The organism is Sodalis sp. (in: enterobacteria) (assembly GCF_047607725.1).
GTDB lineage: Bacteria > Pseudomonadota > Gammaproteobacteria > Enterobacterales > Enterobacteriaceae > JBLKSS01.
This window is the reverse complement of record NZ_JBLKSS010000318.1, coordinates 1-13,942: the sequence shown is the minus strand read 5'-3', so window position 1 is coordinate 13,942 and position 13,942 is coordinate 1. Positions and strand designations below refer to the sequence as shown.

General features: G+C 56.0%; 11 protein-coding genes, 7 pseudogenes and 1 riboswitch. Of the genes and pseudogenes, 10 read left to right on the top strand and 8 right to left on the bottom strand.

What is annotated here, in order from left to right:
• The 4 pseudogenes from ACMX3H_RS19165 to bhsA all read right to left on the bottom strand — a co-directional run.
• Positions 1-196 (bottom strand): annotated as a pseudogene (locus ACMX3H_RS19165) (transposase); the annotation flags it as partial.
• Between the two features lie 102 nt (positions 197-298).
• Positions 299-1,900 (bottom strand): annotated as a pseudogene (gene fusA, locus ACMX3H_RS19160) (elongation factor G); the annotation flags it as partial.
• Positions 1,901-2,033: 133 nt separating this feature from the next.
• Positions 2,034-2,216, bottom strand: a pseudogene (locus ACMX3H_RS19155) (extensin family protein); the annotation flags it as partial.
• A 93-nt stretch (positions 2,217-2,309) separates the two neighbouring features.
• Positions 2,310-2,570 (bottom strand): annotated as a pseudogene (gene bhsA / locus ACMX3H_RS19150) (multiple stress resistance protein BhsA).
• Positions 2,571-2,812: 242 nt separating this feature from the next.
• Between bhsA and ACMX3H_RS19145 the strand changes: the two are divergent.
• From ACMX3H_RS19145 to ACMX3H_RS19125, 5 genes and pseudogenes are all read left to right on the top strand, one after another.
• Positions 2,813-3,550 (top strand): TetR/AcrR family transcriptional regulator, encoded by a 738-nt coding sequence (locus ACMX3H_RS19145; protein ID WP_415210823.1) that lies wholly within the window; start codon positions 2,813-2,815, stop codon positions 3,548-3,550.
• A 772-nt stretch (positions 3,551-4,322) separates the two neighbouring features.
• A pseudogene (locus ACMX3H_RS19140) lies at positions 4,323-5,108 on the top strand (M20/M25/M40 family metallo-hydrolase); the annotation flags it as partial.
• A gap of 487 nt (positions 5,109-5,595) precedes the next feature.
• Complete coding sequence (gene mdtJ / locus ACMX3H_RS19135; RefSeq protein WP_025423203.1) at positions 5,596-5,994, top strand: multidrug/spermidine efflux SMR transporter subunit MdtJ; 399 nt, start codon at positions 5,596-5,598, stop codon at positions 5,992-5,994.
• Positions 5,981-6,310: a multidrug/spermidine efflux SMR transporter subunit MdtI gene (gene mdtI, locus ACMX3H_RS19130; protein WP_415210822.1), complete on the top strand. Its 330-nt coding sequence runs from the start codon at positions 5,981-5,983 to the stop codon at positions 6,308-6,310. Before mdtJ ends, mdtI begins: the two co-directional genes overlap by 14 nt.
• A gap of 202 nt (positions 6,311-6,512) precedes the next feature.
• A riboswitch (M-box (ykoK) riboswitch) is annotated at positions 6,513-6,681 on the top strand.
• A gap of 125 nt (positions 6,682-6,806) precedes the next feature.
• On the top strand, positions 6,807-7,778 hold the full coding sequence (locus ACMX3H_RS19125) for a magnesium transporter (protein ID WP_415210847.1): 972 nt from the start codon (positions 6,807-6,809) through the stop codon (positions 7,776-7,778).
• A 126-nt stretch (positions 7,779-7,904) separates the two neighbouring features.
• Here the strand turns inward: ACMX3H_RS19125 and ACMX3H_RS19120 are convergent, their stop codons facing one another.
• Positions 7,905-8,123 (bottom strand): sigma-S stabilization anti-adapter protein IraP, encoded by a 219-nt coding sequence (locus ACMX3H_RS19120; RefSeq protein ID WP_415210821.1) that lies wholly within the window; start codon positions 8,121-8,123, stop codon positions 7,905-7,907.
• A gap of 776 nt (positions 8,124-8,899) precedes the next feature.
• On the opposite strand from ACMX3H_RS19120, the gene ACMX3H_RS19115 reads away from it, so the two are divergent.
• From ACMX3H_RS19115 to ACMX3H_RS19100, 4 genes and pseudogenes are all read left to right on the top strand, one after another.
• A complete protein-coding gene (locus ACMX3H_RS19115; protein WP_415210820.1) occupies positions 8,900-9,073 on the top strand; it encodes a hypothetical protein in 174 nt (57 codons plus the stop codon).
• A gap of 24 nt (positions 9,074-9,097) precedes the next feature.
• The gene (locus ACMX3H_RS19110; protein ID WP_415210819.1) at positions 9,098-9,487 is read left to right on the top strand and encodes a MurR/RpiR family transcriptional regulator; all 390 of its coding nucleotides are present in this window, start codon (positions 9,098-9,100) and stop codon (positions 9,485-9,487) included.
• Positions 9,488-9,493: 6 nt separating this feature from the next.
• Positions 9,494-9,769, top strand: a complete 276-nt coding sequence (locus tag ACMX3H_RS19105; protein WP_415210846.1) for a MurR/RpiR family transcriptional regulator — start codon at positions 9,494-9,496, stop codon at positions 9,767-9,769.
• A 53-nt stretch (positions 9,770-9,822) separates the two neighbouring features.
• Positions 9,823-10,552 (top strand): annotated as a pseudogene (locus ACMX3H_RS19100) (N-formylglutamate amidohydrolase); the annotation flags it as partial.
• Positions 10,553-10,556: 4 nt separating this feature from the next.
• On the opposite strand, the pseudogene ACMX3H_RS19095 reads toward ACMX3H_RS19100, so the two are convergent.
• A pseudogene (locus ACMX3H_RS19095) lies at positions 10,557-11,514 on the bottom strand (D-2-hydroxyacid dehydrogenase family protein).
• Between the two features lie 218 nt (positions 11,515-11,732).
• Between ACMX3H_RS19095 and ACMX3H_RS19090 the strand changes: the two are divergent.
• Entirely contained in the window at positions 11,733-12,494 is a 762-nt protein-coding gene (locus ACMX3H_RS19090; protein ID WP_415210818.1) for an SDR family NAD(P)-dependent oxidoreductase, read from the top strand.
• Between the two features lie 18 nt (positions 12,495-12,512).
• Here ACMX3H_RS19090 and ACMX3H_RS19085 read toward each other — a convergent pair whose 3' ends face one another.
• Together ACMX3H_RS19085 and ACMX3H_RS19080 are read right to left on the bottom strand one after the other, a co-directional pair.
• Entirely contained in the window at positions 12,513-12,791 is a 279-nt protein-coding gene (locus tag ACMX3H_RS19085; protein ID WP_415210817.1) for a helix-turn-helix domain-containing protein, read from the bottom strand.
• Positions 12,763-13,404, bottom strand: a complete 642-nt coding sequence (locus ACMX3H_RS19080; protein ID WP_415210816.1) for a hypothetical protein — start codon at positions 13,402-13,404, stop codon at positions 12,763-12,765. The genes ACMX3H_RS19085 and ACMX3H_RS19080 overlap by 29 nt, the downstream gene beginning before the upstream one ends.
• Between the last annotated feature and the right edge of the window lie 538 nt (positions 13,405-13,942).

The following is a 13,942-nucleotide window of genomic DNA, read 5'->3' as shown; positions in this document are numbered from 1 at the left end:
CCAGTAGCTCAGCCTGCTGTGTAGTGGGGATTTTAGGTTGGACACCGAACTTGCCCTGACGGTAGAGCTGGCGCCAGTTGAACAGCAAATTGTCATTGATACCGTTATCCCGTGCCAGCTTGGCAATGGATACGCCGGGCTGAAGCGCCTGCTCAACCAGCTTAATTTTAAAGTCCAGCGGGAAATTTGGACGACGTCTTGAGGGTTTTGGTGGGGTTTGTTTCATGAATTGCGTCCATTAAAAAAATAATGGACATCATCTTCAATAACTTGATGGGGAATTAACAGACAGCGCTGGGCGTACGCTTACGATAAAGGCATAGCCCTGACCGGCAGGCTGCGGCGTCAAATTCAACACCACATGCCCATATTGTCCCCGGCCGCCGGATTGTTTGACAAATTTGCCTTCCACCGACTCGACGCTTTGGGTAATGGTTTCCCGGTAAGCCACCTGAGGTTTCCCAACCGCGACCTCCACATTAAATTCACGACGCAGGCGATCCATCAGTATTTCCAAATGCAGCTCGCCCATGCCCGAAATAATCGTTTGCCCGGATTCCTCATCGGTACGCACGCGGAACGACGGATCCTCCTGCATCAGACGACTAAGGGCGATACCCATTTTTTTCCTGGTCGCCTTTCGTTTTCGGCTCGATGGCCTGCGAAATGACCGGCTCGGGGAACACCATGCGTTCCAGGATAATAGCTTGCGCCGGATCGCTTAGCGTATCGCCGGTGGTCACATCCTTCATCCCGACGGTGGCGACAATGTCGCCGGCGCGCACCTCTTTAATATCCTTGCGTTCGTTGGTATGCATTTGCAGCAACCGCCCAAGGCGCTCTTTTTTGCCTTTCACCGGGTTGTAAATCGTATCGCCGGTACTGGCGACACCGGAATAGACGCGAAAGAAAATCAATTGCCCGACAAAGGGATCGGTCATGATTTTGAACGCCAGCGCGGAAAACGGCTCACTGTCGCTGGCGTGACGCACCGCTTCGTGGTCCGCCTCGTCATTATCGCACGCACATCCACCGGCGACGGCAAATAATCCACTACCGCATCCAGCAATGCCTGTACACCTTTGTTTTTAAACGCGCTGCCGCACAGCATCGGCACGATCTCATTGGCGATCGTCCGCTGCCGCAGCGCCGCTTTCAGCTCCTGCTCGCTTAGGGGCTCGCCGTTAAGGTATTTTTCCAGCAACGCCTCATTGGCCTCGGCGGCGACTTCCACCATGCGGTTATGCCAAGTCTCGGCCAGCGGCAACAGATCGGCCGGGATGGCGTCATAGGTGAATTTGACCCCCAGGCTGGTTTCGTCCCAGACGATCATCTTCATTTTCACCAAATCCACCACGCCCTGGAAATGCTCCTCCGCTCCGACCGGAATTTATACCGGCACCACGACACCCTTAAGCCGTTCGCTGATTTGATCGTGCACGCGGAAAAAGTCCGCGCCGGTGCGGTCCATTTTATTGATGAAGGCGATGCGCGGAACATGATATTTATTGGCCTGACGCTATACGGTTTCCGATTGCGGCTGTACGCCGCCCACGGCGTCATAGACCATCACCGCGCCATCCAATACCCGCCTGGAGCGCTCCACCTCGATGGTAAAATCCACATGCCCAGGGGTATCAATAATATTGATATGGTATGCCGGCAAATCGCCGGCCATCCCTTTCCAATAAGCGGTAGTGGCGGCGGAGGTAATGGTAATTCCCCGTTCCTGCTCCTGCTCCATCCAGTCCATCGTGGCGGCGCCGTCGTGTACCTCGCCAATTTTATGGCTTACGCCGGTATAGAACAGAATACGTTCGGTTGTAGTGGTTTTACCGGCATCGATGTGGGCACTGATGCCGATGTTACGGTAGCGCTCAATAGGCGTTCGACGGGCCATAGTTTTTTCTTCCTAACCTGCGGGAATTTCCCGCGTTGTGATTGTCACCGGCGCACCCGCGCCGGAACCGATATACAGTGGGCCAATGGCGCCGCCGCCCGCTGAGCCTTCGCTAACCCCTTACCCCCGGCGGTCAGCGACACAGACCAAAACCGCGCATACCCAAATGAAAATGGCTGGCGTGGGCCGTGTTATAATCAGGTCCAAGCGCGTTGCCATAATAGGCGCCGCTGGCGCTGAACAGCGTGCGCAGATAATGTCCGCCGTCGTTCTGACGGCGATAATCGGCGCCGATAGTTAAACGGCTGCCGACGGCGTAAAACAAAACGGCCCCGGGGCAAGGATTGCCGCCGGGGTCGGTAATGAATACAGGCGTTAGGCGGCGGGAAATCGCCGGCCGACGATTTCGTTACTGATAAATAACGGCGGTGCCGTGCAAATTATTCTCGCCGGAGGCGGAGGTAATTTTGTAAGATTTGGCGCCGTTGGCATCGGCCTGCGCGGCCAATTCTGCCTGCAGCTACGACAGGTTACTGTTATTTACCGTCGCCGAAACCACACCCACTTTCTGCTGGTCGGCCGGAGCTTGCTGAACTAATTGAGCGGCAAAGCCGGCAAAAGACAAGGTACTGAGCATTAAAGCGGCAATGGCATAAGTTACGTTTTTCATAAAATTCTCTCTTCTCTGGTAACTGAAAGGGGTGGTATACGCGTTTTAGTTAACGTTCGATAACTAAAAACTAGCCTTGTTGAGTGCGTCGATCAAGTATTTTATTAATGATTATTAATTTTTATTCATTGTAAGGCCGCTATGAGAAGCGATCGGGTTAACATTGTGGCGTAAAGGGGGTTGTAATTTTTGTAATGATCACTAATTATATTAATGAATGTCATGAACCCAGAGAGGAGACCATGAGCAGCAAAACGGCCGTTACCGCCCTTCGCGGACGCGGCAGGCCGAAACATTTTGATGCCGATGCCACACTGGACGTGGCCCTGCGTTTATTCTGGCAGCACGGCTTCGAGGCGACATCGATGCATGATCTGGTGGCCGCCACCGGTGCTAAAGCGCCGACCCTATATCATGCTTTCGGTAATAAGGAGGGGCTTTTTCGCGCGGCGATGGAACGGATGGAACGTTATCTCCAGCGCTTTGTTCGGAAAATGAAGCCCTGTCTGGATAACCCCCACCGCCGCGTCGCCGGCGCTACCGAGGACTTTCTTACGGCTTGCGTCGCCCAATTTACCGGCGAAGGCTTACCGCCAGGATGCTTCCTGATTTGCACCTCTTCCGCCCTATCGGCCGATTCCCAGCCTATTGCCGCCCTGCTGCGTAGCCACAATATGCAGCCCGAACAACTGCTGCGTGATTTTTATCGCGAGCGGCAAATGTCAGGTGAATTGCCCCCGAGTACCGATACCGATCGGTTGGCCAAATATCTGGCTTGCCCGTTGCAAGGGATGGCGGTGCAGGCGCGCGACGGCGTCAGCCACCGGCAATTGTGCATGCTTGTTGCATTAATCATGGCGCTTTGGCCGCAGCTGGCGCGATTGCCAGCGGCATCGCCCGCCGTGGCGCCCGGCGTGGATAAAATGTCCCTCGGCGCGGATAGGGGCGACGACGTCGACAGCCGCACTTATCGCCGCTGAGGCGGCAAGCGCTTCCGGCAGAGGACGGCTTCGTAACGCTTACTTTAACGACTCACGTTAATGGATCAGCGATAAGTACTAATCTCGCCTGATTATCAAGAATAGCGTCCCCTAACAGTCAGGATAATGTTTATTCGCGCTTCACATCTTAGTATTTTTTTGGTCAACCGCAAATCTCATTATATTAACTTAGTCGTTTTTTATATTTATTTGATGTATAAACCGACAACAAAAAATATATCACAACAAAAGATGAGAAATGATAAATATATTATTCTATGTAATATCAATTAATTATCCAAGCTGGACAAATTAAAACCTTATCACTTTTAATGGCACCAGCCGAATCGATGGTCCATTCCGATACCCGCTGACGCTGCGTTAGCTACGATTGCCATCGACGTCCGCATGCATAACGGCAAGTATAAGCTCTTGAATAAATCAGGCGCCACTCTTGATTTGGAGAGAATTAGATGGCCTCTGTGCTGATGATGAAAAAATTTAATAAACCGGAAATTGGCCAGGACACACTATCTTATTTATACGTTAGGATCGTGGCACGGGTGGAGATTACCCCGGGGAGGGATGGCAGCCCTCCCTTCGCGTCGGTACTTTATCGTCCCCGACGCAGCGGGGGTCTCCCTCCGGGATCATCTCCCGCCTTATCCCTGCTATGCTCAACGGGTACGCGCGGAGGCAGCAATCATTACCGATAAAATTTTTGCCGCAGCCGCCGTCGCTTGCCGTAAAATCAAATCGGGAGAAGTAGCGAAGCGCCGCTCGCTCGCTTTGCCGCACTCGCCGGTTCAACGGCACCCTCTATTTTATTTTCCAGCCGGCGGAGGAGAATCTGGCCGGTGCCAGCGCCATGATTGATGATGGGCTGTTCCGCCGGTTTCCTATGCAGGGAATATATGGGTTGCATAACTGGCCTGGCCTGGCCTGGCCTGGCCTGGCCTGCCGGCGGGCCATGTCGGCATTAATCCCGGCGCCATGATGGCGTCGCTGGATACGTTCGAGATTACCCTGACCGGCAGGAGTTTCCACGCCGCTATGCCCGAAACGGGGGACGATCCCCTTATTGCCGCCGCTCATCTACTGCTGGCGTTGCAAACTATCACCGCCCGTCACATCTCGCCAACCGATTCGACGGTACTGAGCGTCACCCAGATTAACGGCGGCGTTGCGCTGAATGTGATCCCCGACGATGCGGTATTGTGCGGCATCTTCCGCTGCCTGCAAACGCCGGTGCGTGACCGGGTGAAAACGCTGATTAGCGACCTGGTGGCCGCTCTGCCGCCGTCCTTTGGCGTCAGCGGCGAGGTTACGTTTAGCGTCGGTTATCCGGTCACCCACAATCACGCCGCCGATGGCATCGGAAGACTTTGCTTTTATGCTCGAGGCATGTCCGGACGCCTACTTCTGGCTGGGAGCCGACGGCGAAACGCCCTCCCGTCCCCTGCACAGCGCCAGCTATGATTTTAACGACGCCCTTATCGAGCCGGGGAGCGCGCTGTGGCATGCCATTGTCGAAACGCTCCTGCCCGAGCAGCCATAAGCCTCAGTTCAGCACTTTTTTCCGCGGCCGACTCCCCCACCGCGTGCCGCGCCGCAACAGGGGCGGCGCTTCCTTTCAGCCGATGCTTTACAAATCCTGAAATTTCCCGCTTTGCCTTTTTTCCGCCCTTATGGTAGAAATAGTAGCAGATAATAATTTTATTTTTACGAGGATTTTCGGAATATTACAAGGACTTCAGCTAATAACTGAAAATAACCATGATGTTTACTAAAAGTATTACCCTCAATTGTTCTTCTTACCGGTATTTCATTTTGGCTACCGCTGCCAGTGAGCAGCATTGGTGCGGCGAGCTGTAGCGTATTTTCTTCCAATACCGGTCCTTGGCCTGAGCCAGCCGTTGCCAGGATCCGCGTTAATGATACGTTTGGGGCAACTTACTCCCCGGCGGCAGCAATCTGTGACCGGCCCCAGGCCGCACACCCCCCGGCATAAATGCCCCGACACGCGTGTTGTCGGGAGAATTACCATGATTTACTGGATCTTTTTAGCACTCGCCATTACGGCCGAAGTTATCGGCACGCTGTCGATGAAATATGCCACCGTGAATGGCGAAATGACCGGCCATATTGTGATGTACATTATGATCACCGCCTCCTACATTCTGCTATCGCTGGCGATCAAACGGGTAGCGCTGGGGGTCGCCTATGCGCTGTGGGAAGGCATTGGCATTCTGTTTATTACGTTGTTCAGCGTGATGTGGTTCGATGAGCCCTTCTCGCTGACCAAGCTGACGGGACTGGCAATTTTAGTGGTCGGTATCGTGATGTTGAAATCCGGTACCCGTAAAGCACACGGCGACAACGCCAGCCGCGGCGATAGCGGTCTGAGCGCGCGGCAGAAGGAGCGCCATCATGCAACAGTTTGATCTTTATCACTCCGGCTTTCTGGCTCTGGTGGTGGTACTGGAAATTTTTGCCAACATTCTGCTCAAGATGTCGGACGGTTTCCGTAAACTGTGGCTGGGCATGTTATCGCTGCTGGCGGTGCTCGGCGCCTTCAGCGCTCTCTCCCAAGCCGTCAAAGGCATAGACCTTTCGGTAGCCTACGCCTTATGGGGCGGCTTTGGAATCGCCGCGACTATCGCCGCCGGTTGGATAATGTTCAATCAGCGTTTAAGCCGCAGCGGCTGGGCAGGTTTAGTGTTATTGCTCATCGGTATGGTGGTGATAAAGCTGGCATAATCGAGGAGAACGCCCGGCGACCAAGGGTCCCGCGGGGTTATCCTTCTTCAGCCGAAACCTGCGGTTCATGACCTTATTTACCATCGTCTTATCCGGTCGTTGTTTCTTTTCCCGCGGATGATAATCAACGGCTGATAAACGGAAAGCGTATTCACTTTGCCGGCCATTGTTTGGAACTATATAATTTGCCCGATTTTAATTTTCAGTATCTCGTTTGGCGAGGCTCCTATACAAATACAGGTTACTGATCTGACGACGTCGAGAGACGCCCAAGGTTAGGACAGGCTTTATCGGATTAAGGTTTAGCCCAAAGTAACTTCTGTTATACAGATACGTTGTATAGTGCCAAAACCGTGACGTGGAGATAGGCTGGCTGCGCTCTCTTCTCAGGTTTATGCCCCTTTTGAGAACTGTTGATGTCGAAAACAGCTTTGGGGAACCCATCATGCATTACTCATCTCAACCCTCGACGGTCACTGTCGTAGGGGAAAAAATTATGGATCACGCGGTCGCTTATTATATGAGTAACCAGTACATTGCTATTTCGGGCACCTTGTCCGCAGGTGATGCACGGCAATATTTATTGGATTATCTCACCGACAATGCTATTCCGCCGCAAATTTACATTGTCGATAAAGATAATTATCTGGAAGGACTTCTTTCGGTCAAGCGTCTATTTACCGAAGACAATTCCGATGTGCCGATCGCCAGTTTGATGACGCGAGATTTTGTGGCTGTCGCGCCTGAGCAGGACCGCGAGCAGGTCGCCGAAATGCTGGGTAATCATTTTAACGGCCCGGTGCCGGTGGTGCGCCATGCCAAGCTTATCGGCGAACTTGGCGAGCGGGAAATCGCCGCGCTGCTGCGCGATGAATATACTGAAGACGCCCAACGCCAGGGTGCCAGCCTGCCGCTGGACGAGCCCTATCTCAGCTCTTCACCCTGGCGGCTGTGGCGAAAACGTATCAGTTGGCTGATGCTGCTGTTCGTGGCGGAAGCGTACACCGGCACGGTACTCAAAGCCTTTTCCGATGAATTGGAAGCGGCTATTGTGCTGGCGTTCTTTATTCCGTTACTTATCGGCACCGGCGGCAATAGCGGTACGCAGATCACTTCCACTCTTGTGCGCGCCATGGCGCTGGGCGAAGTCAGCCTGCCCAATCTGCCCGCCGTGTTGCGCAAAGAGATTCCCACGTCGTTTTTGGTGGCGATATCTATCGGATTGGTGGCGTGGATACGCGCCTGGATCCTGAATGTCGGCCCGCAGGTGACGCTGGTGGTCTGCCTGACGCTGATTGCCATTACGATCTGGACGGCGATCGTCTCGTCGGTGATCCCGCTGCTGCTTAAGCGCTTGCATATCGATCCGGCGGTAGTATCAGCACCGTTCATCGCCACCTTTATCGACGGCACCGGGCTGATTATCTATTTTGAAATCGCCAAGCTGGTCATGCATGATTTGGGATGAGGGTTCCCGCGGTAGTAGCATTATAGATTACCATTACAGCTCACCATCGCGCGGGGCGTGCTCTTCGTGGCGCGGCCCTGCCCCAATGCGGGCCCTCCCCCCGGCGGCGCGGGGTGGAAGGCGCGACTAATGGTGTGCTAGATTGTTGTCAGCGTTTTCCTCCACAAAATGCGAAACTGAAATTAACCGGTCGAAATGGGCCAACAATAAATCGGCGGCGCTTGAGAGGATCTCCGCCGAGGCCACCGGCGCCGACAATATCGCTTCCACCTGCGCAGTCAGTTCTTTGGTTTGAACGTCCGCCTTGGCCATTTTAATTAAAAGATCGATCACTAGGTTTTTCATGATGGCTTACTCAATAAGATATTTCCTGTAAACGCTATTAAAAATTTTGCGACGCGTATACTTTACGTCTGCTAATGTTGGCCATGCACCTTCCGATAGCTGATTAATCAGGCGGCCGACGCCACTTGGAGACTGAAGCGGATACGCGTGGCGCCTTTATGACTCGCAGCAACTTGCTAGGTAGGTTGTACGGCATACGCTTTTCCAAGCGTGGGGAAGCGTCGCTTTTTTGCGCAAATGTATTAATGCTTTAGCGAAAAAGCCATTTGTCAGGCGTAGCCGATTAAAAATGCGCCCCGTACAGTCAGGGGCAAAGAAACAACCAGAGGGATACTCAACGGCCAAAATTTTGCAAGGTGGTCCGCGTTGCGGCGTCGCCCCCACGCCAGTCCGGAACCGACATGGTGGCGGTGGCCGTCCGGCGTGGAGCACCCTAAGCCGTAAGGGTAACGCGCGTGTGCTGAGCGAGAACATCAGTGGCCATGCCTGGTTAAGCCAAACCGCGCGCCGTGGCGGGGTTAATGAGCGCGCCGGTTCATCCAGCGCTAATGCCCTGCTTTCTCGCCACATCTTATACGCCGCTGTCGTTAGAATGTGCGGCGTGCTTTCCCGGGTGTTGATACTGTTGCGCCGACACATTAACGCGTCGGACACCTGTAAACTGCTTGCGTCTATTTTATATCTATATAATAAAATCACCGCTGAACCTGTATCTGTAATGAATATGATACCATTGGCGGTCAATAACCTATTTATTATGTAAAAGAGCGGGGCAGATGACGGAACCCCCAACCCTCCCCTCGACGGACGACGCGCCTGAAGCGCCACAGTTGATTCAGCGCCTGCGAACCGGACTGGCCCAGCTCAGCCCAACCGAGAGAAAAGTGGCGCGTGCGCTGCTGGCGGATTACCCCAGCGCAGGATTGGATTCGGTGCAAAGCCTGGCATAGCAGGCCCAGGTCAGCGCGCTGTCGGTGGTACGATTCGCGCTCCGACTGGGATTTCGAGGCTTAGTAGAACTGCAGCAGGCGCTGCGCGCCGAACTTTCCTGGCGGTCGAATGGACCGCTGCAATTACTGGACCGTCGGCAAACCGCCGGCGGCCACGCCGAGCTGATGGAAACCTCGCTGCAGGCCACCTGCCACGCCATCAGCCAGTCGCTGCGTCACATACCGGCTTTCGACATGCAGCAGGCGATTGAACTACTAAGCCAGGGCGGTAAAAGGGTAACGCTGGGCGGCGGGCGATTTAGTCAGTCGCTGGCTATCTATCTGGAACGTCACTTGCGGCAACTGCGACCGCAGGTCATGCTGCTGCCGGAAGTGCCGCATCAACGGATCCTGCCTATCGTCGATGCCGGCTGACAGGACATCTTTGTTTTATTCGATTTTCGCCGTTACCAGCGCACTATGGCGACACTGGCGCAGCAGGTCACCGAGCGCGGTGCGGCTCTGATTCTGGTGACCGACTCACATTTGTCTCCTCTTGCCGCCCATGCCCAGGTCGTACTGCCGGTGCAGGTAGAGTCTTGTTGGCCATTTGATACCCCCGCCACAGCTTTTGTGCTGACGGAAACGCTGGCGCGCTTGGGGGACCAGGCGCTGGAGCGTATGGCGCGGTGGGAGCAGCTCGATCCGCCGGCGTAACGGCCCTTTTCATTTATGGCGCAAAAATGTGCCCAGGAGACACCGCTGACGTGATGAATGCCGCCCTTTCTCCGCCGCTGTTGGCCCCCGACGAACCCGAGTCCGTCGGCATTGCGCGGCCCGGCGCCGCTTCGCCGTTTGTTATTCTCTGTGATCACGCTGGCAAGCGCATTCCGCGCCTGCTCGATTCGCTGGGATTGCCGCGGCGGGAAGTCGCGCGCCATATCGGCTGGGATATCGGCGCGCTCGGCGTTGCGCAAGGGTTGAGCGCGCGGCTGAAGGCCACGCTTGGTCTATCAGCGCTATTCACGGCTGGTTATCGACTGCAACCGACAACCGGACACCCCCAGCGCTATCCCGACCGTCTCGGAGCGAACCCCCATTCCGGGCAATCTGGCGCTGAGTCCCGCCGACCGGGCGGCGCGGCGAGCGGCGATTTTCGATCCTTATCATCAGGCCATCGATGATTTGCTGCACCGCCGCCTCGTGTGCGCTAAGCCGACCTGCCTCATCGCTATGCATAGCTTTACGCCCGCGTTCATGGGTCTTTCCCGGCCCTGGCAGATAGGGGTGCTGTTTGACCGCCAGCCGGCGTTCGCCCGGGAAGTGCTGCGGTTGTTACAGCGGGCGGTGGATCTGGTGGTCGGTGAGAATCAACCTTACGCCTTGGATGATACCGATTACGCGGTGCCGGTTTATGCCTATGGTCATTGCCTGCCGTATGTGGAGATCGAAATCCGGCAGGATTTGATTGCGGATGCCGGCGGGCAACGGGCGTGGGCGGCGCTCAGGTCAGCTGACGCACCGGCGTGCCATTCAGCCATGCCTGGATATCCTCCACCGCTTCGCGAAAATAGAGGCGGTAATTACTGTCGGACACGTAGCCGAGATGTGGGGTCGCCAGCACGTTGGACAACTGGCGTAAACGGTCCTGCGCCGGCAGGGGTTCGACATCAAATACATCCAGCCCGGCGCCGGCAATTCGCCCTTGCTCCAGCGCCGTTATCAGCGCATCACGCTCGACAATGGCCGCCCTTGAGGTATTAATAAGTAACGCGTCTGGCTTCATCTGCGCCAGCTCCGCCGCGCCGATAAGGCCGCGGGTACGCTCGCTTAACACCAAATGAATCGACACGATATCGCTGGCGGCCAGCAACGCCCCTTTCGATGCCGCCAGCGTAACGCCTGCGGCCGCGGCCGATTCCGCGCCAAGATGCTGGCTCCAAGCTATGACCTCCATGCCGAACGCCTGCGCCACCCGGGCCATGGCGCCGCCGATTTTGCCAAGGCCCAACAAGCCCAAGCGTTTTCCCTTAAGCGTCAGTCCCAAGCTATGCTGCCAGGGACCGTTTTGCCGCAGCGCCTGATTCTCCGGCACGATATGGCGCGCCAGGCCCAATATCAGCGCCCAGGTCAACTCCATCGGGGGGACCGAGTCGCTGGCGGTACCACAAACGGTGATATCACGCGCGCGCGGCGTCAAGGTCGATGGCCGCGTTACGCATACCGAACGTCACGACCAACCGCAGCGCCGGCAGCCGATCCATTAGCGAGGCGGTCAATGGCGTGCGCTCGCGCATCACCACGATAATCGCGCAATCGGCAAGCTGCGCCGCCAGCGCGGCTTCATCCTCATAATGGGTCGTCAGGCTGAAAACATCGATGCTGGCGTCGGTAAAGGTCCAATCGGCGAGGGTTAAGGCGACGTGCTGATAATCATCCAGAATGGCGCAACGCAGGCTCATGGCAGATCTCTCAAGCAATAGCAGTGGCAGCGGCGGGCGGCGTTTTTCCCTATCGGTACCCTGCGCTGACCGTTGTCGTCAACGGATAAACACACCATAGCAAAACCGCGACAGTGCCGGCAATGCCGCAAAAGACGACCGCGGGGCCGCGCGCGACAATTGCCAGCAGGTGACGCATCGCGCCGCCCTATGACGATTCTTTTGCTGGAGAAATTATCATGTCTACGTTTCTTTCTACCCCCAATGAAGTCGCCGGCAAAGTGGTGCTGGTCACCGGCGCCGCCAGCGGTATCGGCCGCAGCATCGCTGAGTTGATGCATCAGCGCGGCGCCCGGGTCATCGCCGAAGATATTCAGCCGGAGGTTAACCAACTTGCAGCCGAAGGCCTTATCCCGCTGGTGGCCGACATTACCGCCGATGGGGCTGCGGAGCGGGCGGTAGCACTGGCACAAGGCACGTTTGGCCGCTTGGACATCCTGGTCAACTGCGCCGGCCGTATTCTTTATAAGCCCCTGATTGAATTGACTCGTGAGGAGTGGCAATGGCAGATGGAGACCAACGTCACCGGTGCATTTCTGTATTCTCGCGAAGCAATGAAAGTCATGATACAACAGCGCAACGGCGCGATTGTGAATATCGCCTCTTATGCCGCCTACTTCACCTTTCCCGGCATCGCCGCGTATACCTCCTCCAAAGGCGCGCTGGTGCAGTTGACCCGCACCCAGGCGCTGGAAGCGATTGAATACGGCATCCGGGTGAATGCTATCGGCGTCGGCGACGTGGTGACCAACATTCTTAATCACTTTAGCGAGGATGGTCGGGAATTTCTCGCCGAACACGGGCGCAATGCCCCCATAGGCCGTGCGGCGCACCCCCAGGAGATTGCGGAGATTGCCGCATTCCTGGCCTCCGATCGCGCCAGTTTTATGGTGGGTTCGGTGGTCATGGCCGATGGCGGCATCAGCGTACAGATAGGCTAAGGCCCGCCGCGCGACGCGCTATTGCCGGTAGTGGTTTGGCGATACCCCGACCTCACGCCGAAACACCTGCGAGAAATGACCGGGGCTGGAATAACAGACTTCCAGGCCGATGTCGATAATGCTGCGCCGCGTATCGGCAAGCAATTGGCGGGCGCGCCGCATACGCAACCGAATAAAGTAGTTGGAGGGGGAGAGCCCGGTGGCGTTCTTGAACTGCCGGCTGAAATGGTATTTGCTCAACCCCGCCGCCTGGGCAATCACGGCAAGATCAAACGGCTGCGACAGCTTGGCGTCCATTTCCGCCGTTGCCTTTTGTAAGCGAAACGCCTGCGGCGCAGGCTTCCATGTAGAAGCGCGCCAGGTGGACAGCCAGACATCGCGCCAGGCCGGCGATAAACGTGGCGCTGGTATCATGCCGCCTCAGTAATTCGCGGCGGCATAGGGCAAGCAGCTGTGAAATGACTTCGTCTCGCCCGCCCACCGTTTCGCGGATACGGCACGGCCGGCCCTGCACTTGGGCGACGGCCTCTTCAAGCAGCGACACCCCCAGATAAACGTGCAGGACCTCAAACGGCTCTGGGCCGCGGGCCTGCCAGCGCATTTCATAAGGCACGTCGGTGGCGGTCAAATAAAAATCACCCGCGCTGACGTTCTTCACCTGCCATTGTTCACCGGCGCCACGCTCCTCTACCCGGGCGCAACCGGTGAGGATCCACACCAGCAGCGGCTCTGCCACGGCGGGTACCTGTACGCTATGCTCGGTGCGCTGACGGCGGAAAATCTGTACCAGTATATCCGGTTGCAGATTGTCTTCATTGCCGGCAATGCGCTCCCCCGGGATGTGCGCCTCAAGACCGAGCGGGGTGGTTTGCCCGGTATCCACCTTCACGGCACGCGATGCCCGTTGCACTACGTGTCCCTTCGAGAAGCCAGGAGCCGTCAGCCTGGGATGTGCGGTCGCGACGGCTGAAGCCCTCTGCCCGGCATGCGCTGGTTTCCTCGTGTTGGACCCCATATGGCCTCCGCTTTTTATCGTCAAGCTCGCCGTGTTTTGCACGCGATCTATCGCCGTTGGCCCGCCCCTGCCTGAAAGACCTGGAGTGCGCACTGCATTTTACCGTAAAAGTACTGGATACAATTACAGTATTTCTGTATATTTATTGTACTCCAATGGAGAGCCGTTGCTTTTACTTGAGTGGTGAACATTATGATGATATCTGCAGCGGGCTTTGCAGCCCATCATCAAACCGTCGCAATGAGCAGCCGTGAGTTGGCCGGATTAACCGGCGCCACCCATGGCGAAGTCAAGGTAAGCGTACGCCCAGCGCCGTCTGTTAATTCCCCATCAAGTTATTGAAGATGATGTCCATTATTTTTTTAATGGGCGCAATTCATGAAACAAACCCCACCAAAACCCTCAAGACGTCGTCCCAATTTCCCGCTGGACT